Raw genomic sequence first — 26727 nt, forward strand, 5'->3', positions numbered from 1 at the left:
CCCACAGCGCAAACTAGCAAGAAAAAGCCGCGTGGGAGTACCCACGCGGCTTTGTGATGGCTGCGGATTCGACGGGGGCCCGCTCGCCTAGGCGTTCAGGTCGTCGTCGGCAAGCGCCAAGGCCAGGGCCTCGACTTCCTCGACCTCTTCGTCCGGGGCAAAGCTCACGAACTCGAGCGAATCCTCCTCGTCCGCGATGTCGATCTCGGCAAAGTACAGGTCGAGGTCGCTGGCGCGGCCGGCGGCCGCGACAAGCTCCGCCTCGCCGCTGTCGAGGCTGACCGACGGCAGGCTGCGGGTCGGGCGGGCCGAGGTGTCGACGACCCAGGTCGCGGTCGCCTGATCGGAGGCGCCCACGGCAAAGGGATCGGCCTCCGCCTGTTCGCCGCTCTTGGCTACGGCGTCGGACAGCGACTGATCGCCGTCGACCGGCGCGGCGGCGACGGATTCTTCTACTGCGTTGCCCGTGTTAATCAGGCGGTAGACCGGCACGTACCGGGCGTTTTCGCCGTGGCCAACCTTCTGCACGAGCACCTCAACGCCCATCGCGGCGAGTTGCTCAGGAGTGTAGGGCACCTGATGATAAGGCGCAGCGATCAAACTAGTGCTCGAAGCCGCCTCCGCTACCGCCTCGCCGGCTCCCAAGTTGTCACGCCAGACACTGTAATCGGCGGCATCGACGCGGCCGTCGCCGTTGCCGTCGGCCGCCAGGTCGGGACCGGTCTGGCCGTAGCTCGACCGCCAAATCAGGTAGTCGTCGTCGTCGACGACGCTGTTGCCGTCGTAGTCGCCGGCGGGCAGGAACACCGCGTTGAGCGAAGCCTGGTACACGTAGTCCTCGACCTCGCCGATGGTCGCCCCGCCGCTGTAGCCCAGGCCACCTACGCCCCAGCGGAAGCGGGCGGCGAGGGCCGCGCCCTCGGACACGTCAGGAGCGGTGATCGTCGGCAGCGCGATCTTGCCGTCCGACCCGGTCGTGACGCCGGCCACCCAGGTGCCCGGGTTGAGGTCGATGTCGTTGTACACGTGCTCGCCGGCGTCGTCCCAGTCGCCGTCGCCGTTGAAGTCGATCCAGGCGTTCAGGAAGTAGCCGGTGCCGGCGGTGGTGACCGTGAAGCCGAACTCTTCGCCGTCGCTGATGACGCCGTCGGCGCCAAACCGCGGGACGACGCCGTCTTCGTCGTCGATGTCACCGTCCAGGTCGTCGCCGTCGGCCGCGCTGGACGGCTGGCCGTCCACTTCACCGTCGATGGCCGCGCCCAGTCGAACGCCGGCGATGATCTGGTGCCACGCGCCGCCTTCAGAGGCCAGCGTCGGGAAGTCGGCCAGGTCGCCCCAGTCGCGGCCCGCCAGGCTGACCACGCCGAACGACACGCCCGAGCTGACCACACCGCTCTGCGCGTTGATGGTCCGCGAGCCTTCGCCCGGGTCGAGGATGCCGTTGCCGTTCTGGTCGTTGAACGGAGTGGTCTGAACCAGCGGAGACTCGACACTCACGGCGATGTCGATCGAGCCGGTGGTGAGCAGCGACAGCTCGTAGACGCCGCCGTCGTTGGTGGTGGTGCGGCGTTCGCCTTCATCCAGCAGGCCGTTGCCGTTGGAGTCGGCGAACACCGTCACGCCCGAGACGCCAAACTCGTTGAAGTTCTTGACGCCGTCCAGGTTGGTGTCGTGGAACACCTGCCCGGTCACCGACGCCGCGCCGCCTCCGCTGCCACCGCCGTTGCCACCGATCTCGTACACAAAATCAAACGACTCGCCCGCCAGGTTCGTCGGCGACACATACTCAAGGTAGGACCCGCTGCTCGGCGAAACCAGCGTGAAGCCCGACAGGTCTTCGACGCGGAACTCAACGAACCGCGGCCTGTCCAGCCCGCTCATGTCGATCGAGTACAGGCCGTTCGTGTCCGAGACCGCGAACGGCTCGGTGCTGAGCTGGAACGCGCCGTCCTCGTTGAGGTCGGCGTAGACCAGCACGCCGCTCTTGGCCACGTCGCCCGACGTCGGGTTGTAGGCCCGGTCGCCGTTGGCGTCGGTGTAGATCCGGCCCTGGAACTCAGGCGCGGCGCCAGAGCTTAGTAGGAAGTTGATGCCGCGGACGTCGTCCCGAGTGGTAAAGCCGGTGCCGGCGTCCATAAAGGGGATGGGGGCGCCGTTCTCGTCGGCTAATACGTCGTAGACGGTGGCCGGATTGTAGATCGAGAGCGAGGTGTCTCCCTCTAGGCCGTAGGTGTCGACGAGGGGGGTGAATAAAAGGTCCGTGCGGATGTTGCTGACGCTGACAAAATAGTAGTTGCCCGCCAGGTCCTGCTCGACCGTGACTAGCTGGCCGGCTTGATCATAGATCTCCAGCAGGGCGTCGACCTCCTCCACCTCCGGGTCCCCGTCGGCGGGGAGCGTCGTGACAACGTGCGACCAGTTGCCGTTGATCACGATCTCGACCGGGTCGGCGTCCGGATCCGTGGGCATGCCCATGATTAGGCCGGTTTCGCCATCGAGCGTGTACTCAAACGTGTCGTCCGGGTCGGTGACCGTTAGGCCGCCGTTGGGGTCCGTCGGATCAACCGCCAAAGCGAGGTACTGCTGAGCGTTAAACCCGGTCGGCGTGGGATCCCAGTCGAGGATGACGACCGGCGCTCCAGACGCGTCGGTGAACAGCGGCGCGCCGTTCTCATCATAGGGCTCAACCTCATCCCCCATTTCGTTTACAAACCGCACCGACTGAGACGGACGGAAGTTGTGGCCCTCGCCAACCGGCCCTTGCCCAGACCCAAGGTTGGTGACCATCGCGGTCACCGCCAGCCCGTCGGCGTCGAACGCCCCCGGCTGGCCCGAGAAATCTACAATCGGGACGACATACTCGAGCTCGCCCGTGTCGATGTTCTCTTGCGTAACGAACTCGGGCCTCCGCCCGTAGTGGTCCCAGGCGAAGAAGTAGTCGTCGGTGACGCGCCACTCGCCCTGGTACTTCGGCAGGAAGTTCATGGCGTCGGGGTCGTCGGGGTCCGCGACGGGTGCGTTGGCGTCGGTCGCAACCACCTCCCGGCCCTCGCCGTCAACCACACGCACCATGTAGGCGATCACGTCGCCTACGATCGCGTCGGCCTCGTCGACCGGCGGCACCACATCAAAGTAGTAGTTGCCGTCGTCGCCGGTGATGAACGACTTGTACGGAGTCGCCTCGACCGAAGAGCCACCCAGCCCGTCGGCGAGTTCCCGGAACAGCTGCACCGTGACGTTCTCGGCAAACTGCTCCTGCGTGGTGTCGAGCAGTCGCTCGACCTCGCCTAACCGGTTGAACTCAATCTCGCCGTTGGCCAGCGACTCCGACGCGATTACCGTTGTCTCAAAGTACCCGCCCTCGGGCAGCAGATCATCCTCAACCCACTGCACAGCCGTGGTGCTGTTGTTGGCGTTGATCCCGAACATGTTCAGTCGCGAGAATGTCGCGAAGTCGAGCATGTCGCCGTCGGTTGGCTCGATCGTCGTGGAATTGTAGATGTCCTGCTGGTACTGAATCCAACGGTCGAAGTTAAACACACCGTCCTGCAGCACCTCATCAAAGTCGCCGTCGCCGTCGATGTCGTACTGGTCGGCGCGGTACTCGTCGACGCCCACAAACCCCTGGATGCGTTGGGTCTCGGGGTTGAGAGGCGACCCGTGGAAGATCACCTCGTAGTCAATGATATTGTCGGTGCCGCCAAAACTCTCAAAGTGGATCTGCCACGACCGCTCGGGAGCGCTGTACGACACCTCCCCCGTCACGGGGTCGATCCCAGAGAGCGTGAAGGGGTACGGTTCGCCGGTCGACGGGTCGATTGCAATGGTGTTGTCGCTCCGCTCGCCCCAGTGACGGTTGGTAGAGAACGTCCACTCAGGGTTAACGGCCGCGCCCCCACCGGTTGGGACGCCCACTAGGTCCGCAGCCCAAGTCGTTTGATAAAGGCGGTTTCCTTCGTCCAGGTCGTAGTAGTTGGTCAGCTCCGAGTGCGTGCCATCCGGTGAAACCAGCGTAATGCGGCCGTCATCGTAGTTGCCGGCCGCCAGGCTGAGACGAACCTCTACCCACTCGACCACCATGTTGCTGTTAAACCCCTCCGCCGGGTTCGTTGTCAGCGTCTCAGGCACCACGATCGGGAAGAAGTCCTGACCAAAGCTCAGCGTCTCCGGCTCCGGAAACGCAGGAGCTTCTGAGTAGATCGGGTCAATGGCGCTGGCCTGATTGAATGACTCTAACCGTCCGGGAACGACCAGGTTGTTCGCACCGCCGGCTATCTCTTCACCGCCAACCGGAAATGCCGCGGGTTGCTGCTTGGCGGTGGTCCAGGTGAGCTCGTCGGGCAGGTACTCGGTGTATTGGGCCGCCAGCTTGACTGCAAGCTCCGCGTCGATGACGCCGTGCGCGTACCCCACGCCGGTTCCAAACTCGCCGCGCCCCATGCTGACCGTGAAACCCGCACCGGTGGTGAACATGTTCGGGTCGATCATGCTCGTCATGATGACATTGTCGTTCTCGGGGAACGGGTCGGTGGGAGACCCGAGGTTGAACGACTGCGGCGTCAGGTTCGGGTAGAGCGTCATCGTGTCAGCACTTCCGACCGCCGAGTCGATAAAGTCGCGGCCGGTATCGGTGCCGTTGTCGTCGAACAGCTCCATGAGATCGACCGCATTACCCGGACTGTAGAGAAGGCCCGTCGTCGAGTCGGGATTGTGGAAAAACTCGTTGCGGTTAGTGATCCAGGTGTTGTTGATCGTATTCCCGTAGGTGCCCTGCGACAGGCCGTCGCCCAGGTCCTCGAACTGGGCGTTCTGCCGCGCCGAACGGATGAGGATGTTCTGGATATCGCGGTACGACAGGTTGGGGTTGGCCTCGAGCATCAGCGCGATAACACCCGACGCGATTGGCGCGGACGCGCTGGTTCCGTTAAAGCGAGACGTGTACGAGCTGTCCTCGAACCGGTCGAAAATCCCGTCGTACGGCTCGGTCAGGTCAACCGTGGGTCCGTTGTAGCCCTCTTGCACGAGCAGCGGGTTGTACAGCGGCGAAGAGGGGTTCGTCACCGGCAGGGTTGGGTCGAGCAGCGGATTGTAGAAGTCCGTGGTCCACAGGCCGCTGCCGGCGATCGCCGAGTTGCCGATCTCTGCTACGTTGGACCCAGTAGGCGCCGCGACCAGCACCGAGGCCGACACTTCCGGGTAGTTCGTGTAGGTGCCGTCGACGTTGTTGTACTGGCCATCGTGGTCGACGCCGGTGACGCCAATCGTGTGCCGCGAGTTGACGTACCCGTCGTAGCCCGCGTAGTCCCACGAGCCAACCGTCAGGAACAGCGGGCTCGCATAGGTCTGCCCCGCACCGTTGCCTGCCGCCCAGACATGGATGTTGCCGAGGCCGTTGCGTCCTTCGGTCGCGGAGATCCGGAGAGTGGCCAGGATCTGATCGAGGGGACCGTTGGGGCCGCTTGGCGTCCGATCAAAATCGGAAGGGCCCCAGCTGTGGTTGTAGATGTCGATCTCGTCATTGTGGAACCCGAGCGCGCGGACCACCGCCGCGTCCGTGAGCCCCGTGTCGATCAGACGCACCGGCACAATGGTCGCGTTGTACGCCACGCCGGCGCCGCCGATCCCGTTGTTGCCCACCGCCGCAATGAGGCCCGCAACGGCGGTGCCGTGGGCGTTGTCCGGGATGCGTTGGTCGGCCTCGCCCGGATCGAGCCCCAAACCGAAGGGTGGAACGTCGCCAATCTCGTAGTCGTTGATTGCGTCGTAGCCGAGCGTGGTCGAGATGTTCGCCGCCAGGTCCGGGTGGTCGAGCTGCACGCCAGAGTCGACCACCGCCACCACGACGCCGGCGCCGGTGTAGCCCAGTCCCCATGCGCCGGCGACGTTGATGTCCTCGCCGGGCACGCCGTGGATGTCCTGCTCGATCGGGTCGCCAACAATCTGCCCCGTGTTGATCAGGTGCCACTGGAAGCCGATGTAGGGGTCGTTCGGCAGCACGCCGCTGGCGGACGTGGCGGACACGGCCGAGGCCACCAGGCCGTCCATGTCGTCCTGCGAGAGCGCGTCGTACGGGTCGGCGACCGGGTTGCCGGTCATCAGGTGCCGGGCCTCGAGCTGCTCGAAGTTCCAGTTCTTCTTGCGCTGCTTGGAGGGGCCGCTGATGAGCTTCGAAGAGGACTGGATGCCGGTTCGTCGGTTGATCGTCACGTTTCGTTCCCTGTCCGCGTTACCGTACGCGTTCTACGTATCTGGACGACGCCCGGCCCCGGGCCGTGGCGTCGATGTCAGCTGTTCCGGGTCTGTTGTTGCCGAGTGGGGGCGGCCCTGCCCAATAGGATCTAGTTGGGACGACTTGTCACTCAGAAGAGTTTCAAGCAAATAGGCGGGACACACTGTTTAGGCCGTTTTGACCGGCAGTGCGCAACCCCTGCATCCTAATTGCCCCTGAAATAAGCGTCAAACATATTGCACACCAAGGGTTTAGCCCTATTTGGCGGCGTCCCGCCGGCGGACGCGGGGACGCTCTAGAGTCAACTCCGCTTCCGCTCAGCGAGGCTGGGAAAAATCTGCCGGATGTTCCGGAACGACTGGTTCGTCCGGTATTTCAGGTCCGATAGTCTCTTCCGAGCGCCCGATCTAGCCGGTTGGGCGCAGGGACCCCCGCGGCGACTGTTCGCTTGGCGGCCAGTCATCTTGGCGGCGGTTCCCACTGCAAGGCTTATGCAAACCCGCCAGCCAAGCGGCGGGACACGACTTTGGGGGGGAGATCCATGAGGATTCGCGTCACTGCTGCGTCCATCGCTACGGCGATCGTGACCGCCGTGCTGGCTTGCCAGCCAACCCACGCCCAGGTCCCCTACGGCGGGCCACAGGGCGGCTTCACCCAGGCGATGTTCTACTCTGGCGCCGGCCAGATGATGGACGCCCACGGCGACCCCGCCGTGTCGCCGGCCAACTACTGCCCCGGCGGGTGCCCGCCGGGCTACGGGGGCGGCTACGGCTGCGACCCGTACGCGAGCAACGCGGTGTGCCCCTGCACAGAGCAGTGCGGCCCGCACTACTTCGACGCCAGCCTGGAGTACGTCAGCTACCAGCGCGACGACTACGGCTCGTTCTCGCATTCGCTCGCGACGCTCAACGTGCTGCCCGGCGGGACCGAGGTGCTCAACACCAACGACCTCGCCACCGATTACGAGGCCGGCTTCCGCCTGACCGGTCGCTACGACATCTGCCCTCTGGCGGTGCTCGAGTTCGGCTACACCGGCTTCTTCGACATGGGGGGCGGCGCCTCGTTCATCGACCCCAACCCGGTCAGCCCCACCGAGGGCAACCTCTACTCGCCGTTCTCCGACTTCGGACAGAACCCGGTTGGCGCCATCGGCGTGAACGCCAGCAGCTTCGCCGAGACCGACCGCGCCGTCTCCGCGGCGACCACCATCGAGACCACCCTGCAGAGCGCCGAGATCAGCTACCGCCGCTACTGGGTGGGCCACAGCCCGCGGGTGTCGGGGACGTGGCTGGCCGGCTTCCGCTACACCCGCCTGAAGGACGAGTTCAACTACTACACGCAGGCCAATGGCACGTACAACAACTACATCGAGGCCGAGAACGACCTGGCCGGCTTTCAGCTCGGCGCCGACGCCTGGATGACCGTCATCCAGGGCCTGCGGTTTGGCCTCGAGGGCAAGGCGGGCGTGTACGGCAACACGATCGACATCGTCAACAACGCCCAGACCAGCCCCGCCGCAACGGTCGACATCAACGAGTCCTTCTCGGATGAGCAGGTCGCGTTCATCGGCGAGGCCCGGCTGATGGCCGTGGCGGACATCACGCCGTGCATCTCGCTCAAGGCGGGCTACGAGGTGCTGTTCCTCAGCTCGATCGTGACCGCGGTCGACAACTTCAACGCGGCGTCGCCGTACGTGGAAGGCCAGGGCGTGCCGCGGGAGACGGTGTTCTGGACGCAGTCCGACGCGTTGTTCCACGGCTTCCACGCGGGCGTCGAGTACGTCTGGTAGGCGCCAGCACGGCTGGACGCGAACCCGGCCCCGCCGGGTCGTGTCCAGCGGGGAGGAAAGGCCGCAACGGGCGGCCAGGGCGGCGGATCCCGGCAAAACAAGGGCCCGGGGCCGCCCCCCGGCGTTGGCGACGAATCTAGGCAGGCCGCGGCCGCGGTTTATACTGGAAGTAATCGGAACGCGGAGTTCACCCCCTTATCACCCCGCCAGGCAACAGCCCACCTCGTGAAGGATCTCGATCGCCAACAGGGCGTCTCTAGTGAACAGGTCGTGCTGGTAGGCGTGCAGCTCGCAGGCCAGCCCCACGAAGAAGAGCCACTCGAAGAACTTGCAGGCCTGGCGGAGTCCGCCGGCGCAGACGTTGTGGGTCTGATGACCCAGCGTCGCGAGAAGCCCGACCCGCACAGCTACCTGGGTCGGGGCAAGCTGGAGCAGCTCACCCACATGGTCTCGGGCACTGAGGCCGACGTGGTGATCTTCGACAACGACCTCTCCCCGGCCCAGACGCGCAACCTGGAGCAGGCGACCGGCGTCAAGGTGCTGGACCGCACCGAGCTGATCCTCGACATCTTCGCCAGCCGCGCCCAGACCCACGAGTCGCGTCTGGCGGTCGAGCTGGCCCAGCTCGAGTACTCGCTCCCGCGGCTCAAGCGGATGTGGACCCACCTGTCCCGCATCAAGGCGGGCGTCGGCATGCGTGGCCCGGGCGAGAAGCAGCTCGAGACCGACCGCCGGCTGGTTGAGAAACGCATCAACGACCTCCGCACCGAGCTCGACAAGATCCACCAACGCCGCGAGCGCGAGGTGGCCGCCCGGAACGACCGCATGACGGTCTCGCTGGTGGGCTACACCAACGCCGGCAAGAGCACGCTGCTCAACGCGTTGACCGAGTCGACCGTGATGGCGAAGGACCAGCTGTTCGCCACCCTCGACACCCGCACCCGCCGCTGGCAGCTGCCCGGCTGGGGCCCGGTGCTGCTGAGCGACACCGTCGGCTTCATCCGGAACCTGCCGCACAAGCTGATCGCCAGCTTCAAGGCGACGCTCGAAGAGGCCCGCCAGGCGAACCTGCTGCTGCACGTCGCCGACGCCAGCAACCCCGCCGTGCTCGAGCAGATCAGCGCCGTGTACGACGTGCTGGAGGAGCTGGGAATCGAGCAGAAGAACTCGCTCCTGGTGCTCAACAAAGCCGACATGGTCCAGGACGCGCACCAGCTGCACGTGCTGGAGGAACGGTATCCTGGCGCGGTGAAGATCAGCGCTAAGACCGGCGACGGCCTCGACCGCCTGGCCGACGCGGTCAGCGAAACCCTCAGCGAGCACTTCCTGGACGTCGAGGTGGAGTTCGACGTGGCCGACGGCGGCACCCTGGCCTACCTGTCCCGCCACGCGGAGGTGCTGAGCCGCGCCTACTCCAACGAGCGGGCCACCGTGCACTGCCGCATCCCCAAGGCCAAGCTCCGGCCGCTGGAGCGTGAGGGCGTGCTGGTCCGCGAGCACGAGGACGACGGCGCCGAGCCCGATGTCCGGCCGCTGCAGCAGCGCGACGAATCGATCGACGACGTCGCATGAGCTGGCGCCGACTCGAGGGCGCCCTGGCGGTCGTGACCGGCGCCTCGGGGGGCATCGGCCGCGCCATTGCGCTGGAGCTGGCCAACCGCCGCGCCCAACTGGTGCTCACCGCCCGCCGGCATGATCAGCTGCAGGCGGTCGCCGCCGAGGCCGTGAAACGGGGCGCCCCGCAGCCGACCGTGGTGGTCGGCGATATCGCCGACCCGGCGCTCCGCGAGCGGCTGGTCGCCGCGGCCCGCCTGACCGACCGACCGCTCGACCTGCTGGTCAACAACGCCGGCGTAAGCGCGCACGGCCTGTTCGCCGACGCCGGCGCCGAGCGGCTGGAGCAGATCCTGCGCGTCAACTTCCTCGCCGCCGCGGAGCTGACGCGGCTGGCCATCCCGCTGATGCGGGGCGCGGACGACCCGGCAATCCTCAATGTCGGCTCGATCCTCGCGCACCGGGGCATCCCCCACAACAGCGAGTACTGCGCTAGCAAGGCGGCCTTCCGCGCCTGGAGCGAGGCGATCCGCGCCGAACTGGCCGGCCGCGGGATCGACGTGGTGCTGCTCACGCCCGGCACCACCGACACCGAGTTCTTCAGCCACCTGATCGACAAGCAGCGGGAGCAGCTCCCGTGGGGCAGCCCCCAGGGCATGCCGCCCGAGGCGGTCGCCCGGGCCGCGGTCCGCGGGCTGGAGCGTCGCCGCCGCGAGATCGTCCCCGGGTGGAAGGCCAAGGCGTTTGTGCTGGGCGCCCGGCTGGCGCCGGGGCTGATGGACCGCGCGATGCGTCGCTATGGTGGTTAGCTCCACCCCACGACTATCCCGCCGCCGCGCCCTATGCCCGACCTCAAAGTTCTCTACGACGATGGCCCCTGCCTGGTGGTCAACAAGCCGTCGGGCCTGCTGACCCAGGCGCCCCGCGGCATCGACAGCCTGGAGATCTGGGTCCGCGAGTTCTGGAAGTGTCGCGAGGAGAAGTCCGACGACGAGAAGATCTACGTCGGCATTATCCACCGGCTCGACCGGCCGGTGTCGGGCGCCACGTTGTTTGCGCGGCACGTGCGGGCGGCCCAACGGCTGTCGGCTCAGTTCCAGCAGCGCACCGTCAGCAAGACCTACTGGGCCGTGGTCGAGGGCGCCCCGCCCACGAACGAGGGGACCTGGACCGACCACCTGCACAAGCGGCACGGCATGGCCCAGACGATCGTCGTGCCGGAGGACGACCCGCGGGGAAAGCTGGCCGTGCTGCACTACCGGGTGCTGCAGCGGTGGGGCGACCAGACGCTGCTGGAGATCCAGCTCGAGACCGGCCGCACCCACCAAATCCGCGTGCAGGCGTCTTCTCGGGGGCTGCCCGTCCTGGGGGACGAGCAGTACGGCGCGACCCGTCTGTTCGGGCACGAGACCGACGAGGCCCGCGACCGGGCGATCGCGCTGCACGCGCGGGAGCTCGGGTTCCGGCACCCGATGCGCGACGAGCAGGTGCAGATCACCGCGCCGCTGCCGCCCGCTTGGGACGCGCTCGGCGTGGAGCCTGGGCTGCTCGCGTAGCCGGTCGGCTACATGTCGTCGATCACCTCGCTGTACGCGCGGCCGCTGCGACGCAGCGCGGCGCGGTACTTGTTGCGCGCGTCGATGTAGTTCATGCCGAGGTAGAAGTTCCACGCGATCGAGCCAATAGCGGCCACCGCCACCACGGCGTACCAGCTCGACTTGCCGCTGCTGGGCGGCGGGTCGGCGCCTGCCGACTGCTGGTCGTTCTGCTGGCCACCAACGCTGGCCTGGCCGTCGATCGAGTTGGGGTTCCACGAGGCGGGGTCGGGCGCCTGGCCGCCGGCGGAAGGCCCGTACGACGCCGTCGTCGGACGGGGCGGGTAGCCTCCGTTGGCGCCGCCGGCGTACTGCCCGTGGTTGTAGGGGGGTGCCGACTGGTTGGAATCAGGCCAGGGCGGCCAAGGATCGTCGTTCGCCGCGGGGGGCTGGCTCTGCTGCCCCCCCGGCGGGTACTGGTTGTTCGGCGCGTACTGGCCCTGCGCAGGCGGCTGGTGCGACTGGACCTGGTTGGTTCGATAGCTGTTTGAGTTGTCGGAACGCGAGTCACGGATCGGCGCGAAGGTCTCCTCCTCCTGCTCACTAAAACTCACGAACGCCTGCCCGCCACGCGGGGCGGTCTGGCCGGAGTACTGCGACGGGTCGACCGATGGGTTCCCGCCGCTGGCGGACGGCAGGCCGCTGGGTGGGAGCGGCGGCGGGCTCTGCCCAGGCGGCGGAGACTGAGCGCCGGTCGGCGTGGTGAGCACCGGCGGCCCCGACGATCCAGGATAGCCCTGCGGCGACGCGGCCGTGGGCGTTAGCGACGGGATCGGCGGGTACGCGGCGGTCGGCGTCTGCTGGTTGTAGGCGTAGGGTTGATAGGCGCCTGGCGCTTGGGGCGTCGCCACGGCGGCGGTCGTTGTGGTGGTCGTGGCGGTGGGGTTCACCATGTGGCGGAAGCCATCACGGATGTTCAGCGCGGTGCCTTCGATCGCCTCACCGGTGTCCTTGATCACCCGGCCGGTGCCGTCGATAACCTTCTCCGTGCCCTTGGCGAGTTGCGAGCCGATGCTCTTGCGGGGCTCGGCGGCCGGGGTGTTGTATTCGCTAAACCCCTGCTCCATCGCGGTTGGGACCGGCGGGTAGCCCTGCGGTGGGTACCCCTGCGGCGGGTAGGTCTGCTGGTAGACCGTGTGGCGGATCGGGGCGAACTGCTCGTCATCGATCGCCTCGGCGTCGACGGGGGGCTTCAGCACGCCGTGCCGCTGCGGGCCGTCGCCGAGCTTCACCACCACACTGCGGATCCGCTTCACGTCCTGGGGCACATCGCTGCGGAATGTCGACGGGCCTCCCTCCTCGGCCGCTTGGAGGAGCTCCTGCTCGACGGTCACGACATACTCGTGCCCACCTTGGGCGTCGTCGACGGGCCGCCATTCGTAGGTGACCGCGGTCGCGGCCAGCGCGGCAAACAAGAAGGCGGTGGGCATGCGATTTCTTCCGTTGATGCAGCCAATTGGGGAGTGATCCCAGGCACGATTCCTTCGGCCTTCGGGCCAGCTTAACACACTCCGGCCCGGCCGCTAACACCGATTGCGGCCGCCCCAGACGCCGGGAGTTGCTAGCGGGCCCGCTTGCTCCGCGGGTGCTATCACTCTCCGCCGCCCGCCGGGTCCTCTGCGGGAGGGGCTTCCTCGGCGGATGGCGGGGCCGGCTCGGCGGCCGCGGGAGAGGTGACCACGCGGGCGGCGCCCAAAGCTAAACCGCCTTCTTCCTCTAGGTTCTCCAGCTCCTTGCGGAGCATGGTCAACAGCGCCTGCAGGAACGCCACCAGCATTGGGCCAACCAGGATCCCGATCGGCCCCAGCGCCGTGACGCCGCCCAGCACGCTGAGCAACGCGAGCAGCGGGTGCAGCTTGGACTGGCCGTGCAGCACAATAGGCTTGATGACGTTGTCCGCCGTTGAAACGATCGCTGCGCCGTAGATCGCCAGCCCGACCGCCGCGAAGGTCTGGCCCTGGACGAACAGCACGATCGCCACAAAGCCCCACACGGCCATCGCGCCGACAAACGGCACCATCGCCAGCAGCATGGTCATCACGGTGAGCAAGAAGATGGGGCCATTGTCCATTGCGAAGTAGTAGCCGATGCCGGCGAGCAGGCCCTGCACCACCGCCGACAGCAGCGTCGCGACCACTACGGCCCGGCTCACCTGGGCGAAGCGTTCGAGCAGCTCCTCCTCGTACGCGTCGTCCAGCGGCGATAGGTGCATCATGGTCTGGATCATCGCCGGCCCGTCGACAAAGAAGTAGAACACGGCGACCGTCATCACCAGGAGCCCCAGCCCGATCGAGCCCACCGCCTTCAGCCCCACCAGCAGCGAGTGCGGCCCCTCCTCACCGGCGACCGAGAGCACCTGCCGCTTCAGCACGTCAAACTCGTCGTTCGTGAGCGGGCGGCCGACGAGCTGCTGGTACGCGAGCGCGACCCGCCGCAGCCGCGAAGGCATTTCGTCTTCCTTGAGCGGCTGGGCCTGCCACTCGGCCTGCAGCTTGTCGAAGTCGACGTTCCACAGCCGCACCAGCGCGTTGCCGGACTGATCCTCGCCGGCGGCGTTGGTCGTCACGTTGGCGATTGCCGACAGCTCTTCAAACGCTTGCCACCCCAGCAGCACGCATGGGAGCAGCACGGCCAGCAGGATCACAGCGGTCGTGCAGAGCGCCGGCAGCGACTTCTTGCCGGGCAGCTTGGCCACAAACCACTTGAACACCGGCTCGAAGATCACCACCAGCACGCCCGCCAAGAACAACGGCACCACGAACAGGGCCATCACCTTGAAGAAGAACAGGCCGGTGAGCACGAGCACGGCGACCAGCGCGATCAGCGACACCACGCGCGGGATCGCGCGGGGGTGGTCGGCGGCGTCGGCCAAGAGGTTGGGCGAGGAGTCGGTCGGCATGCGGGCGGGGTTCCTTCTCGGCGTTCTCTTGCGCCGGCTGCGCGGTTAAGCTGGAGCCGATACTTTGCCACGGCCCGGGCCGGTTGCAAAGTGCAACTCGCCCTCCCCCGCCTTCGCTCCCCACCCGCGGATCTTGATGGCCGCCGCCGAACCCTCGCCCCGCCGACGTCTGCCACGGTGGGCGCTGCCGCTGCTGAAGGTCCTGGTGGCGGCGGTGGTGCTGCTGGCGGTGGGACGCACCCTAACCGCCGCAGCGCGGGGCCTGCAGGACGCGCCGGTCCGCCCGGCGGCCGGCCTGGCGGTCGCTTCCGGGGCGGTCTACGCGTTGGCCTTCCTGCCGATGGGCCTGTACTGGCGGCGGGTGCTGCAGGCGTGGGGCCAGCCCTCGGGGTTGGGACCGGTGGTGCAGGCGTACTACCTGGGGCACCTCGGCAAGTACGTGCCGGGCAAGGCGTTGGTGGTGGTGCTGCGGACCGGCTCGCTCCGCGCCGCGGGCGGCCAAACCGCGGCGATCGCGGCTAGCGTGTTCGTCGAGACCCTCACGCTGATGGCGCTCGGCGGCGTGCTGTCGGGGGTGCTGCTGACGATCCCGCGGTTTGCGGCGGGCCAGCCCGCGTGGCTGGTGGTGGTGGCGTTCGGGCTGGCGGCCGGATCGCTGCTGCCGATCTGCCCGCCGGTGATGAACCGGCTGATCGCGTTCTACGAGGCCCGTCGGCAGGACGCGCCGGCGGCCGAGCCGCACCGGCTGAGCTGGGGTCTGTTCGCGGCGGGCTGGCTCGCGGCGGCGGTCACGTGGTGCGGGCTGGGCGCGAGCCTGTGGCTGGCGGTCCGGTCGTGCCTACCCGGTTTCGAGCTGAGCATTAACCACTGGCTGGCGTGCCTGCTGGCGGCGGCGTTGCCGGTCGTAGCGGGGTTCCTGTCGCTCATCCCCGGCGGACTACTGGTCCGCGACGGGCTGATGGTCGCGCTGCTTACCCCAACCGCAGGACCCGAAGTCGCCCTGGCCGCAACGGTGCTGGTCCGGCTGGCGTGGATTGGCTCCGAGGCGGTGGTTTGTGGTATCCTAGTGGCTGCCGCACGAGTCGTGCGTCTTGGCGGTTAGCCCCGACCAGGCGACCGACCCGCGGCCTTCCTCCCCCCTGCACTCCCTCCCCTTGTGGTCGTGTCTATGACCAGCGTCAGCATCGTCGTTCCTGTCTACAACGAAGCCGAGAGCCTGCGCGAGCTGGTCCGGCAGATCGACGAGGTAGCCTCCGCCAAGGACTACCAGGTCCAGGTGGTGTTCGCCGACGACGGCTCGTCCGACGGCTCCTGGGAGGTGATCGAGGAGCTCGCCCGGGAAGACAGCCGCGTGCTGGGCGTGCGGCTGCGGCGCAACTTTGGCAAGGCGGCGGCGCTCAGCGCCGGGTTCGAGGCGGCCGTGCACCCGTTTGTCGTCACGATGGACGGCGACCTGCAGGACGACCCGGCCGAGATCCCCCGCCTGCTCAAGCAGATCGACCGCACGCAGGGCGGCGCGTTCGACGTGGTGAGCGGCTGGAAGCAGGTCCGCCACGACCCGCTGCACAAGACCGCTCCCTCGAAGGTGTTTAACTGGCTGGTCAGCAAGTCGACCGGCGTCCAGCTGCACGACCACAACTGCGGCCTCAAGGCGTACCGCCGCGAGGTGCTCAACGAGGTCTGCCTGTACGGCGAGCTGCACCGGTTCGTGCCGGTGCTGGCCGCCGCCCGCGGGTTCAAGGTGACGGAGATCGTCGTGAACCACCGGGCCCGCCAGTTCGGCGCGTCGAAGTACGGCGCGTCGCGGCTGCTGAAGGGGCTGCTCGACATCCTCACGGTGCACTTCATCACCGGCTACGCGCAGCGTCCGCAGCACCTGCTGGGCGGGCTGGGCATGGGCTCATTCCTGCTGGGGCTGGCCGGCATGTTCTACCTGGCCTGCCGCTGGGTGCTGAGCCGGGTGGTTGACGGCTGGACGCCGATCGACCTGCACGAGACCGCCGCCCTGTACTACAGCCTCGGCTTCCTGATGATCGGCACGCAGTTCCTGGCGATCGGCCTGCTGGGCGAGATGATCACCGCCCGGCTGAGCCGCAGCGAGGACACCTACTCGATCGCCGAGTACACCGACCCGAAAGCCAGCGCCGCGGCCAGCGACGCCCCCACCCACCACGAGGCGTGATGAACGAGTCCCCAGGCGGACCCCAGGCCGACGCCGCGATGTCCGACGCGCGGCTGCGTTGGTCGGTCTACGCGATCCTGATCGCCGTCGCTGTCGGGCAGTGGTCCGGCCGCATCCTGGCGGTCAACTCGGTCGACGTCGTGCGGCTCGAGTCCTACCGCATCGACCAGCGGCTGCGCGACTTCCGCGCCGAACAGGCCGAGGGCGGGCTCGCCGGCGACCAGCTCGACGCCAAGGTCGAACGGAAGCGGGCCGACCTCGAGGAGAAGCTGCGGCTGCAGCGGCCGTTCCTCAGCAGCAACGACCGCAGCCGCTGGGTGGCCATCCGCGCGTTGGTCGAGGGGGGCACGTTCGCCATCGACGACTACGTGAGCCAGCCGGGCTGGGACACCATCGACAAGGTCCGCCACAAGGACGCAAACGGCGAGCTGCACTACTACAGCAGCAAGCCCCCGCTGCTGTACATCCTGCTGGCCGGCGAGTACTGGCTGGTCAACAAGGCCACCGGCTGGACGCTGGGCGACGAGCCCTACGCGGTTGGCCGGCTGATGCTGCTGACCTTCAGCGTGCTGCCGTTCGCCCTGATGTTGACGCTCGTGGCGGCGCTCGCCGAGCGGTTCTGCGTCTCGACCTGGGCACGCGTCTACGTGGTGGCTTGCGCCTCGTTCGGCACGATGTTGTCGGCGTTCGCGGTGGTGCTGAACAACCACCTGTTCGCGGCGGTCGCAACCGCCGTGACGCTGTACTGCTGGGTGCGGATCCGCGAGACCAAGGACTTCCAGTTCCGCTGGTTCGCCCTCGCCGGGCTGGCGGCGGCGTTCACGGCCGCCAACGAGCTGCCGGCGTTGGCGATGCTGGTCGGCGTCGGCCTGTCCCTCCTGGCGTACGACGCCCGCGGGACCCTGCTGGGCTACGCGCCCGCGGCGCTGCTGGTCGCGGTCGCGTTCTTCGGCACCAACTACTACGCCCACAACTCGCTGCGCCCGCCCTACATGCACCGCGACAAGGAGAACGTCGAGGACAACTGGTACCACTACCCGAACAGCCACTGGGACAACCCCAAAGGGATGGACCAGGGCGAGGAGTGCCAGGGCGTGTACGCGTTGCACGCGCTAGTGGGGCACCACGGGCTGTTCTCGCTGACGCCCATCTGGCTGCTGTCGGTCGCCGGGTCGATCGCCTGGCTGTTCCGCGGGTCGGGCCTGCGTCGCGAGCTCGCGTTCGGCGTGCTGGGCCTCACGCTGGTGGTGCTGGTGTTCTACCTCGGCCTGCGCCCGCAGGCCGACCGCAACTACGGCGGCATGACCAACGGGCTGCGGTGGGTGTTCTGGTTCGCGCCGCTGTGGCTCGCCACGATGAGCCCCGCGGTCGACTGGGCGGCCCGCACCGCGGGCGGTAGGGCGTTGGCGATGACGCTGCTCGCGTTCTCGGCGTTGTCCGCCGCGTTCCCAACCTGGAACCCCTGGTCGCAGCCCTGGGTCTACCACTGGATGCAGTGGTGCGGCTTCGATCTGCTGGGCTAGACCGGGTCCGCTCCTCAGCTTTCCGCGTCCGCCTCGTTGTCCGGGATGAGGAGCATCTCGTCGAGCTCTTGCTCGCTAAGCGGCGGCAGATTGTCGGCGCCGCCGGCCGGCTCGTTCTCGGCGGGCGAGGGGTCCGCTGACGATCCGTTGGTGGGGTTGGTCATAGGGGTGCATCGGGCGTGGCGTTGGCGAGCGCGTGGACGGCCGGGCGGGTGACGCCCTGCAGTGCCGGCCACGGTGTGGCGATCCACACCTGGAAAGAATAGGCGCCGGCGCGTGGTGGCTTGCCACAAATCGACGCAGAGGCGGTTATCCCCCGCCCGCACAACCGTTGCAGAAGGCGCCGCCGGCTCGTCGGCTCGCGCTACCGCCGCACCACGGCGTAGACGTCGACGTCGCGCTGCGAGAGCGGAGAGTCGTCGTAGTCGTAGCGGTTGCTCTCGCCCCGCTCGTCCCAGCGGTACTCGATCTCCTCCGGCTCGGCGGCCGGCTCGGCCCGAGGGAACTCGTAGTCGACTTCCGACTCGACCACCACCCGCTCGGCCCGCGGCGCCAGCTCCTCGTACACCGCCTCGAGGTACTCGTGCCGCTCCACCCGCTCTTCGGGCTGCAGGTCGAGGTAGTGGGCCTCGACCGCAGCGGGCTCCGCCTCGACGACCTCGACCGGGGCCGGGGCCGGCTCCACAACCGGTTCGGGCTCCAGCGTTTCTTCGATGATCTCTTCGACCTCTTCTTCCACCTGCTCGACCACGCCGTCCTCGCGGCTCGGCAGGCGGCGGACGTCGGCGTTCAGGTTCTTGAAGATCTCCCACACGTGCTCGTGGCAGGTGAACACAAACAGCTGGTGCCCCGCCTTGGCGAAGTTGATCATCACCTTGGCCGCGGTCCGCGAGCGGCCCGCGTCGAAGTTCACCAGGATGTCGTCCAGCACCATCGGCAGCTGGATGCCGCGGCGGGCGTACATCGCGACCAGCGCCAGGCGGACGCTCAGGAACAGCTGCTCGCGGGTGCCGCGGCTCAGCGCCTCGACCGCGATCGACTGGCCGTCGCGGTTGTCGACCAGCAGGATGTCGTTGGCCAGCGGCGTCCAGACGCGCGTGTAGCGGCCGTCGGTCAGCTGCTCCATGTAGCGGGAGGCCTCGACCAGGGTCTCCGGCTGGCGGTTCGCTTCGTAGTCGCTGCGGATCAGCTCCAGCATCTGGCCGATGGCGGCCCGTTCGCGCCACCGCTCGCCCGCCTGGGCGAGCTGGGCCTCGACCTCGCCGAGCTCCATCCGCTTGTCGGCGATGGTCACGTCCTGGCCGAGCGACTTCTGCTGCTCGGTCAGCGCGCCCTGCTGGGACTGCAGGCCGCGGAGCTCCGCCTCGATCTCCTCGTGGCGCTCGATGAGCGTCTGCCACTGCGCGTCGAGCTGGCCGATCTGGTCCTCGGCGAGCAGCGGCGCGAAGTCGTCCTCGGTCCCCAGCCGGCCGATCGCGGCGGCGATTTCGGCGGTGACGCGCTGGCGGCGTTCGCGGAGCTCCTCCGCCTCGGCCAGCTTGTCCGCCAGCCGGCGGTAGGCGTCCTCGTCCTCGCAGCGGGCGGTACGGAACAGCGAGTCGCGGTGGGCCTCCAGGCTGTCGATCTCGGCCGAGTGGCGGGCCTGCTTCTCCTTGAGCGCCTTGCCGCGCTCCATCAGCTTCTTGCGGTGGTCGATGCGGCCCTGCTGCAGCCGCCGCTCGGAGAGCAACGCCTCGAGCTGCTCGAGGGGCGTGGCCTCGTCGACGACCAGGTCGGCCTCCTCGGCCAGCGCGGCGATGCGTTGCGTCACGCGCTCGTACTCGCGGGCCCGGCGGTCGACCTCGTCCTGCCGGTTCTCGGCCTTCAGCTGCCACTCGGCGAGCTGCTCGTACTGGCCGGCCATGGCCGCCAGGTCCTTGGGCGTGATCGAGTCGGGCAGGCCGAGGCTGGCCAGCGCGGCGGTCCAACGCTGCAGCGTGTCGGCCAGCCGCTGCTTGGCGGCGTCGTACTCGGCTTCGGCGGCGGCGACCTCCTCGCTCGCCTGGCGGCGCTGGGTCTCGACCGGCAGGGTCTGCTCCAGCTCGGCCAGGTGCCGCTCGGCGTGCTGCAGCTGCAGCGACGCCGAGCCGTCGGTGATGTTCAGTTCGGCGCTGAGCGCCTTGAGGTCCCGCTGGGCCTCCTTGATCTGCTTCGCCGCGACCTCCATCTGCCGCTCGCAGCCGTCCAGCTCCTCGGCGGCGTTGTCCTCGCGGTAGTACTTGTACATCCACACGCCGATCGACAGCGCGAGCCCCGCCAGCGCGAACCAGCCGCCGCCCAGGTTGACGAACGCGGTCTCTTGGTTGAGCAGCCACCAGCCGCAGACCAGCACGCCCACCATGAACAGGCCGCCCATGAAGAAGAAGCCCTCCAGCGGGATGACCTGGCGGTCCTCCAGCTCGAAGTTCTGCTCCTCCAACTCGCGGGCGTGGCGTTCGGCCAGCTCGAGCTTGTGCTCGGCCTGCTGGCGGCGGCGGAGCCGGGCCACCAACTCGCCCGCCTCGTTGATGTCGGTCGGCAGGCCCATCTTGCCGCCGGCCGCCATCGCGGTTTCGATCTTGGACTGGTAGCTCCGTTCGCTATTGCGTTTGCGGTCGAGCTGCTCGCGGGCCTCGGCGGCGGCGCTCTCGGCGGCGGCGATCGCCCTGCCCTGCGGCTCCAGCTCGTCGACCATCTCGCGGGTCAGCTCGGGCGCCTCGTCGGGGTCGTGCGACCACATGGCGGCCAGCCGGGCGGTCTCGCTGTCGATGCGGGCGACCAGCTTGTTGAGCTCGGCGTCGCCGTCCTCGGCCTCGCGTTCGAGGGCCTCGATCCACTCGGCCTGCTCGCCCAGCGCGTCCAGGCGGCAGCAGCTCCGCATCAACACCTCGTTGACGCCCAGCTCGTCGGCCTCCTGGCGGACCTGCTTCCGCTGGCCGCGGAGCATGTCGCGCTGCCGGGCGTGCTCCTCGATCTTCTCGTTGAGTTCGTCGAGCTCCTCGATCGCGCCCTCGCCCAGCACGTGCAGCCCGGCGTAGCCGAGCAGCCGCTCGTCGATCTTCGCCCGCTCGGTCCACTGCGGCTTGAGGTTGATCGCGATCTCGAGTCGGCGGGCGGCGCGTTCGGCGTCCTTCAGGCGGGCGTGGGCGTCGTCGACACTTACGCCGAGCTCGTCGATCTCCACGGCGATCTTCGCCCACCGCCGCCCCTGGGCGGAGAGGTCGCTGATCTCGGTGAGCAGCGTGTCGCGGCGGCCGACCAGCCCGCCGATCACCGAGTCGAGCTCTTGCGGCGCCAGCAGCTTGCGGCGCGACGACTCCAAGCCTTGGATCACGTCATACAGCGACACCCGGTCCAGCCCGGAAGTCAGCCGGTAGATCGCCTTGGCCACCTCGTCGCCGCTGAGGGCGCCGAGCGACTGGATCTCGTCGAGCCCAACGGAGAACACGTTGTTGTAGGTCGCCTCGTCGACGCCCTCGAGCGCCTCGCGGAGCAGCCGGTCGCCCTCGGTCTCGCCGTCGGGCCTGAAGACCGTGACGCGGCCGCGGTCGTCCTTGTCGCGTTCGGCGTAGCGGGTGGCCTCGAAGCGGCCGGCCTCGCTCTCCAGGCCCATGCGCCCGCCCGGCTTGCCGCCCTCGCGGGGCGGCAGGTACCGCTCGCGGCGGTCGGCCGACACGCCGTACAGCATGGTCCGCATGAACTGCATCAGCGTGGTCTTGCCGGCCTCGTTGGGGCCGTAGAACACGGTGATCTCGGGCGACAGCCGGTTGAGCCGCAGGTCGTGCCAGACGCCGAAGCCGTCAACGTGCAGGTCGGTGATACGCATGAGTGCGGAGGGGTCGAGGGTCGTGGGGGGTGTGCGGGGGCGGCGGGGACGCGGCGGCTACTCGGTCAAGAGCGCCACGCCGAGCTTCTCCGCCCGGTCCAGCAGTTCCTGCTTGTCCTGAGGGACGATCGACGCGATCTTGGCGAGCGCGGGATCGGGCAGCGGCTTGGGCAGCATGTCCTTCATGTCGAGCACGAAGGCGTCGCTCTTGCGGAGCATGGCGAACTGCCGCAGCACGTCGCCGAGGATGGTCTCCTGGTCGACCCACTCGTGCGGCGCCACGAACCGGTCGCGGCAGTGCACCGCGTAGCTCCAGCAGGCGGGCTGCTGCCGGCCGTCGAACTTCTGCAGGTCTTCCAGCAGCTCCTGGCACAGCCCGTCGGGACGCAGCTTGGCGAGCAGCGGGCCGGCGCCGCGCAGGTTCCAGGCGACCAGGTGGTCGGTCTCTTGGGTCGACGCGCGGAGCTTCTCCAGCCGCTCACGCATGCGGCGGTTGAGCTGCTCGGCGGTGGTGCCGTCGGTGAACTCGATGGTCTCGGTCGCCCACCGCACCACGTCGGTTGAGACGAACTTGGTCTTCGCCTTGCGGGTCTCGTCGACCTGCACCACGGCGCAGCCGGCCGGGCCGGGCTCGTCGGGCGAGCGCCCCTGCGGCGTGCCCGGGTAGTGGGCCACGCCCGGCTCGTGGTCGACCGTCGCGCGGCGGTGCCGTCCGCCGAGCGCCATGTAGTGGACGCGGTCGCCCTCCTTGCCGGGGGCGTCGCTGGTGCCGTGCGCCACGCCGACGGTGAACAGGCCGTGCGCGTCACGGTGGAAGCCCTTGGCGTTCACCACGCCGTCCTCGTCGCAGCTCATGCCCTGCACCTTGGCGATGACCTTGCCATCGCGCGAGATGTCGTACTGCGCCACCTTGCCGACCGGGAACACGTGCACGTTCTCCGGCAGCGGCGTGCTGGGGGGCCACAGCTCGGGGCGGTCGACGCGGCCGCCGGCCCAGAACACCGGGATGCCCCGCGCCTCAAGGCGGCGGAACTGCTCCAGCAGGAACACCACCGCGCGGGGGCCGGCCAGCGGGATGTCGACCACGTCGCCCGCCAGCAGCAGCGCGTCGGCGTTCTCGGTGAGCGCGGTCTCGAAGACCTGCTCCGCCGCGTGGTAGGGGGCGTCGCGGAGCAGCTCGCGGAGGTGCTCGGGGATATTCGTCAGGCCCCAGAGCGGCTGCTCCAGGTGCAGGTCGCTCGCGTGAACGAACCGCATCGGCTTGTGCGACATCGACGCCTCCCTGCGTGCGTTGTTGGCCGACGCGGCTGCTTGCCATCCCTGCGAGCGCGCATGCCTTGCCAGCGAATGCCCCGCAGTTTACCCCGGGGCACAAGATCCACCAACTTCAATCCCCGTGAATACTGACGGCCTGGCCAGACCGGGTCCCGAGCTTGCTAGCACGCGGCGGCAGAGCATGGGGGCGCCGGAGATAGGGGTGCCGGGGGCGCTCCGCGACAGCGGAAGCCCCCGGGCGGCAGATCGACCTTGAAGAGTACACCGCGGGGGCTTCCCTACGGGAGCGCCCCCGGCACCCTAGATAATCTGAGCGACACACCACTAACCCCAAACGGGCCACATCCGGCCCTGCGAGCGGACCATCTGGTCGACGCCTACGCCGTACAGCCGTGACAGCAGCCCCTCAGTCACGACCTCCGCGGTCGGGCCGGCGGCGGCCACCCGTCCCGCTTCCATCACCAGCGTCCGCTCGACGCCGGGCATGATCTCCTCCACGTGGTGGGTCACCAGCAATAGCGACGGGGACCGCTTGTCGGTGAGCTGCGTCTGGAGCCAGGCCAGGAACCGCTCGCGCGTGCCGGGGTCCATGCCGGCGCACGGCTCGTCGAGCACCAGCAGCGTGGGGTCCGTCATCCGCGCCCGCGCGACCAGCACCTTCTGCCGCTCGCCCTGCGACAGCACGCGGAACGGCGAGTCGACGATCCCGCCGCAGCCGCTGTCGACCAGCAGCTGCTCGGCCCGCTGGTAGTCTTCGTCGGTGGGGTCGACCTGCCCGATCAGCCGCAGGCCGATCTGCCCGATCGCGCCCGAGGCGGCGATCTGCAGCGCGGTCTGCTCGCGCGGCACGCGGGACAGCAGCTCCTCGCCGACCCAACCCATCCGCCGCCGCAGCTCGGACAGGTCGGTCAGCTCGGCGCCGCCCCGCAGCACCCGCCCCGACGTGGGCCACTGGTAGCCGCACGCCACCCGCAGCAGCGTGGTCTTGCCCGACCCGTTCGGCCCCAGCACGGCCCAGTGCTCGCCGCCGCGGATCGCCCAGTCGACTTTCTTCAAGATATCTACGCCGCCCTGCTTGTAGCCGACGTTCTGCAACTCAAACATGGGTGGTCCTGGGCTGCCCTGTGGCTGAGGGGGAGGCGGGTAAGGTTCGACCACGGCGGGCCGGTTTGTTATGCTCGCCCCCTATGCACAGGGCAGGGCATCTAGGAACGGCGGGCCTGCTGGTCGGCTTGCTGCTGGGCGGCGTGCCGCTGGGTGTTCCGGCGGCGCACGCCGACCCTATCACCGACCACTTCCCGGAAGCGGCCAACTCGGGCTGCATGAAGTGCCACGCCGGCGTCGAGCTGATCCGCGAGCCCGACTCGCCGATGATGCAGCAGATTATGACCCTCGGCGCCGCCGAGGGCGACCCCGCCGGCTGCGTCATCTGCCACGGCGGCGACCCCAGCGAGACCGCCGACAAGGCGGTCGCCCACGGCGGCGACTTCTACCCCGCCCCCGGCAGCCCCTGGATCAACGAGCACACCTGCGGGCGCTGCCACGCCGAGCACGTCGACGTGCAGTGGACCAGCCTGATGATGACCGAGGCCGGCAAGATCCAGGGCGTCGCGTGGGCGTTCGGCTCGCTGACCGGCTACCAGCACAAGTGGGGCAACTACGCGGTCGAGAACCCCACCGACCCGGCCGACCGCCTCGGCACGCCGGAGTATCGCGCGTACATGGCCCGGCTCAAGCAGCTGGAGCCCAACGTGTTTGTCGACAAGCACGAGCCGCTGCCCGACGCCCCCGCCAAGGAGGAGCTTGCCCGCCTGCACGAGGACCCGAGCCTGGCGGCGTTCACCTACCTGAGGCAGGAGTGCCAACGCTGCCACCACGCCGTGAAGGGCCGCCAGAAGCGGGGCGACTACCGCGGCATGGGCTGCGCTTCGTGCCACACCCCGTACGGCAACGAGGGCTTCTACGAGGGGGGCGACCCCACGATCGACCGCACGGCGCCCGGCCACATGCTGGTGCACTCCCTCCAGGGCACGCGGGACGCGCAGGTCACCGTGCACGAGAAGACCTACAGCGGCATCCCGGTCGAGACCTGCACCACCTGCCACGACCGCGGGAAGCGGATCGGCGTCTCGTTCCAGGGCCTGATGGAGACCCCCTACCACTCGCCCTTCGCCGCCGACGGCGGCCCGCAGCCGGCGCTGCACACCAAGCACTACATCGCCATGGAGCAGGACATCCACTACCAGAAGGGGATGACCTGCCAGGACTGCCACACGTCGATCGACGTGCACAGCGACGGCTTCCTGGCGGCCGCCAACCTGGCCGCGGTGCAGATCGAGTGCGCCGACTGCCACGGCACGCCGGAGAAGTTCCCCTGGGAGCTGCCGCTGGGCTACATGGACGAGTTCGCCATGGCGCCCGCCGACGGCGGCCCCCGCGGCGTCGCTCAAGAGCAGCTGCCCCACACCCTGCAGGGCGACCCGGTCGACGCCCGCGACGGCTTCCTGCTCACCGCCCGCGGCAACCCCTACGAGAACGTGGTCCGCGACGGCGACCAGGTCATCGTGCACACCGCCGCCGGCCAGGACCTCCGCATCAAGCCGCTCAAGACGCTCATCGACGAGGGCGCGGTGTCGTCACGCGGCGTGGTGGCGATGAAGTCGGTCGCCAGCCACATGGAGAAGATGGAGTGCTACACCTGCCACTCCACCTGGACCCCCCAGTGCTACGGCTGCCACGTGAAGGTCGACTACTCGCAAAAGGACAAGTGCCCCGAGTGCGCCGAGGACATGCAGGCGTTCGACTGGGTCGCCGCGGGCCGCAAACACCAGGACGAGCCCGACCACCGCGCCGACCGTGGCGAGGCGGGCTACGACACCGTCATCCCCGGCAAGGTCAGCGAGCAGCGGTCGTACCTCCGCTGGGAGGAGCCGATGCTGGGCGTCAACGGCGAGGGCCGCGTCACGCCGCTCGCCCCCGGCTGTCAGCCGTCGGTCACCATCATCGGCGAGGATGGTAAGCCGGTCCTGGTGAACCACATCTTCAAGGTGGAGCCGGGCCTTGAGCGGAGCGACGACGGCCAGCTGGCCATCGACATGAGCCCGGTTCAGCCCCACACCACGACCAAGAACGCCCGCACGTGCGAGTCGTGCCACGCGTCGGCCAAGGCGCTCGGCCTGGGCATCGGCGGCCCCCGCCCGTGGGACGAGCAACGCACGGTCGACCTGCAGGCGATCGACGGCACGATCCTCCCCCGGCAGTCCCAGCCGCAGATGGAGCCGGTCGAGAACCTCACGCACGACTGGTCGCAGATTGTCGACGCCGAGGGCAACCAGCTCGCCACCGTGGGGCACCACTTCCAGCTGTCGCGCGCGTTCAACCGCGAGGAGCAGCTGCGGATCAGCCGCGAGGGCACGTGCCTGTCGTGCCACCGCGAGATCCCCTACCAGTCGACGGCGGTCAACCTGCTGCACCACGTGGCGAAGTACACCGGACAGCTCCCCAAGCACCGCGACGAGCACGACAGCCTGGTCCACAAGATCCTGCTGCTCAGCGCATGGGGCCAGGTGCTGGGCGTGCTGACGGTGGTCTGTGCGGTCGGCGGCGGGGCGTACTGGTGGCGGCGGCGCCGTGCGGCGGGGTAGCAGGCGTTACTGGCTAGCAGTCATGAGCGGCACACACCGCCCGCAACTATCCTTTGCTGCCTAAGACACCATTCGTTGCCGTGCTCCACACTGCCACGTAGCGGTAGGTATGACACCAGGCTCTCACTTGCGGCGAAGTGATGCCCAACTTCGCGGCCGTTCGCACCGCTTTTCAATAGAAACCGGCCACCCA

Annotated in this window: 15 protein-coding genes; 8 read left to right on the top strand and 7 right to left on the bottom strand. The window is 68.5% G+C overall.

All coding sequences use genetic code 11. The annotated features are described in order from the left end of the window. Positions 1-87: 87 nt before the first annotated feature. Positions 88-6207, bottom strand: a complete 6120-nt coding sequence (locus tag KOR34_RS12320) for a S8 family serine peptidase (RefSeq protein WP_146564878.1) — start codon at positions 6205-6207, stop codon at positions 88-90. Positions 6208-6770: 563 nt separating this feature from the next. On the opposite strand from KOR34_RS12320, the gene KOR34_RS12325 reads away from it, so the two are divergent. From KOR34_RS12325 to KOR34_RS12340, 4 genes are all read left to right on the top strand, one after another. Continuing rightward, the gene (locus tag KOR34_RS12325) at positions 6771-8018 is read left to right on the top strand and encodes a BBP7 family outer membrane beta-barrel protein (protein ID WP_146564879.1); all 1248 of its coding nucleotides are present in this window, start codon (positions 6771-6773) and stop codon (positions 8016-8018) included. A gap of 225 nt (positions 8019-8243) precedes the next feature. After that, complete coding sequence (gene hflX / locus KOR34_RS12330; RefSeq protein ID WP_146564880.1) at positions 8244-9590, top strand: GTPase HflX; 1347 nt, start codon at positions 8244-8246, stop codon at positions 9588-9590. After that, the gene (locus KOR34_RS12335; RefSeq protein ID WP_146564881.1) at positions 9587-10381 is read left to right on the top strand and encodes an SDR family NAD(P)-dependent oxidoreductase; all 795 of its coding nucleotides are present in this window, start codon (positions 9587-9589) and stop codon (positions 10379-10381) included. The genes hflX and KOR34_RS12335 overlap by 4 nt, the downstream gene beginning before the upstream one ends. A gap of 33 nt (positions 10382-10414) precedes the next feature. Continuing rightward, positions 10415-11128, top strand: coding sequence for an RluA family pseudouridine synthase (locus KOR34_RS12340; protein ID WP_146564882.1), 714 nt, complete (start codon positions 10415-10417; stop codon positions 11126-11128). Positions 11129-11136: 8 nt separating this feature from the next. On the opposite strand, the gene KOR34_RS12345 is transcribed toward KOR34_RS12340, so the two are convergent. After that, positions 11137-12597 carry a hypothetical protein gene (locus KOR34_RS12345; RefSeq protein ID WP_146564883.1) on the bottom strand — a complete coding sequence of 487 codons (1461 nt, stop codon included), beginning with the start codon at positions 12595-12597 and terminating at the stop codon, positions 11137-11139. Between the two features lie 161 nt (positions 12598-12758). Continuing rightward, positions 12759-14066 carry an AI-2E family transporter gene (locus tag KOR34_RS12350; protein WP_146564884.1) on the bottom strand — a complete coding sequence of 436 codons (1308 nt, stop codon included), beginning with the start codon at positions 14064-14066 and terminating at the stop codon, positions 12759-12761. A 136-nt stretch (positions 14067-14202) separates the two neighbouring features. On the opposite strand from KOR34_RS12350, the gene KOR34_RS12355 reads away from it, so the two are divergent. The 3 genes from KOR34_RS12355 (at position 14203) to KOR34_RS12365 (ending at position 17771) form a co-directional block, all read left to right on the top strand. Next, positions 14203-15168: a lysylphosphatidylglycerol synthase domain-containing protein gene (locus tag KOR34_RS12355; protein WP_146564885.1), complete on the top strand. Its 966-nt coding sequence runs from the start codon at positions 14203-14205 to the stop codon at positions 15166-15168. Between the two features lie 66 nt (positions 15169-15234). Continuing rightward, positions 15235-16248, top strand: coding sequence for a glycosyltransferase family 2 protein (locus KOR34_RS12360; protein WP_146564886.1), 1014 nt, complete (start codon positions 15235-15237; stop codon positions 16246-16248). Continuing rightward, on the top strand, positions 16248-17771 hold the full coding sequence (locus KOR34_RS12365; protein WP_146564887.1) for a hypothetical protein: 1524 nt from the start codon (positions 16248-16250) through the stop codon (positions 17769-17771). Before KOR34_RS12360 ends, KOR34_RS12365 begins: the two co-directional genes overlap by 1 nt. Before the next feature lie 14 nt (positions 17772-17785). Here the strand turns inward: KOR34_RS12365 and KOR34_RS26665 are convergent, their stop codons facing one another. The 4 genes from KOR34_RS26665 to KOR34_RS12380 all read right to left on the bottom strand — a co-directional run bounded on the left by KOR34_RS26665 (position 17786) and on the right by KOR34_RS12380 (position 23994). Next, positions 17786-17935: a hypothetical protein gene (locus tag KOR34_RS26665; RefSeq protein WP_197531348.1), complete on the bottom strand. Its 150-nt coding sequence runs from the start codon at positions 17933-17935 to the stop codon at positions 17786-17788. A 200-nt stretch (positions 17936-18135) separates the two neighbouring features. Continuing rightward, positions 18136-21615, bottom strand: a complete 3480-nt coding sequence (locus tag KOR34_RS12370) for an AAA family ATPase (RefSeq protein WP_146564888.1) — start codon at positions 21613-21615, stop codon at positions 18136-18138. Positions 21616-21672: 57 nt separating this feature from the next. Continuing rightward, entirely contained in the window at positions 21673-22887 is a 1215-nt protein-coding gene (locus tag KOR34_RS12375; RefSeq protein WP_146564889.1) for a metallophosphoesterase family protein, read from the bottom strand. Between the two features lie 327 nt (positions 22888-23214). Continuing rightward, a complete protein-coding gene (locus tag KOR34_RS12380) occupies positions 23215-23994 on the bottom strand; it encodes an ABC transporter ATP-binding protein (RefSeq protein WP_146564890.1) in 780 nt (259 codons plus the stop codon). Between the two features lie 83 nt (positions 23995-24077). Here KOR34_RS12380 and KOR34_RS12385 point away from each other — a divergent pair, with 83 nt between their 5' ends. After that, positions 24078-26534: a multiheme c-type cytochrome gene (locus KOR34_RS12385; protein WP_146564891.1), complete on the top strand. Its 2457-nt coding sequence runs from the start codon at positions 24078-24080 to the stop codon at positions 26532-26534. Positions 26535-26727 lie beyond the last annotated feature (193 nt).

The organism is Posidoniimonas corsicana, from assembly GCF_007859765.1.
GTDB lineage: Bacteria > Planctomycetota > Planctomycetia > Pirellulales > Lacipirellulaceae > Posidoniimonas > Posidoniimonas corsicana.

Excerpts from the sequence above, each read along its gene's own strand:
- KOR34_RS26665 (WP_197531348.1), bottom strand. The coding sequence starts at position 17,935 with ATGACCAACCCCACCAACGGATCGTCAGCGGACCCCTCGCCCGCCGAG.
- KOR34_RS12325 (WP_146564879.1), top strand. The coding sequence starts at position 6,771 with ATGAGGATTCGCGTCACTGCTGCGTCCATCGCTACGGCGATCGTGACC.
- KOR34_RS12360 (WP_146564886.1), top strand. The coding sequence starts at position 15,235 with ATGACCAGCGTCAGCATCGTCGTTCCTGTCTACAACGAAGCCGAGAGC.
- KOR34_RS12365 (WP_146564887.1), top strand. The coding sequence starts at position 16,248 with ATGAACGAGTCCCCAGGCGGACCCCAGGCCGACGCCGCGATGTCCGAC.
- KOR34_RS12335 (WP_146564881.1), top strand. The coding sequence starts at position 9,587 with ATGAGCTGGCGCCGACTCGAGGGCGCCCTGGCGGTCGTGACCGGCGCC.
- KOR34_RS12345 (WP_146564883.1), bottom strand. The coding sequence starts at position 12,597 with ATGCCCACCGCCTTCTTGTTTGCCGCGCTGGCCGCGACCGCGGTCACC.
- KOR34_RS12355 (WP_146564885.1), top strand. The coding sequence starts at position 14,203 with ATGGCCGCCGCCGAACCCTCGCCCCGCCGACGTCTGCCACGGTGGGCG.
- KOR34_RS12385 (WP_146564891.1), top strand. The coding sequence starts at position 24,078 with ATGCACAGGGCAGGGCATCTAGGAACGGCGGGCCTGCTGGTCGGCTTG.
- KOR34_RS12375 (WP_146564889.1), bottom strand. The coding sequence starts at position 22,887 with ATGTCGCACAAGCCGATGCGGTTCGTTCACGCGAGCGACCTGCACCTG.
- KOR34_RS12350 (WP_146564884.1), bottom strand. The coding sequence starts at position 14,066 with ATGCCGACCGACTCCTCGCCCAACCTCTTGGCCGACGCCGCCGACCAC.
- KOR34_RS12380 (WP_146564890.1), bottom strand. The coding sequence starts at position 23,994 with ATGTTTGAGTTGCAGAACGTCGGCTACAAGCAGGGCGGCGTAGATATC.
- KOR34_RS12340 (WP_146564882.1), top strand. The coding sequence starts at position 10,415 with ATGCCCGACCTCAAAGTTCTCTACGACGATGGCCCCTGCCTGGTGGTC.
- KOR34_RS12370 (WP_146564888.1), bottom strand. The coding sequence starts at position 21,615 with ATGCGTATCACCGACCTGCACGTTGACGGCTTCGGCGTCTGGCACGAC.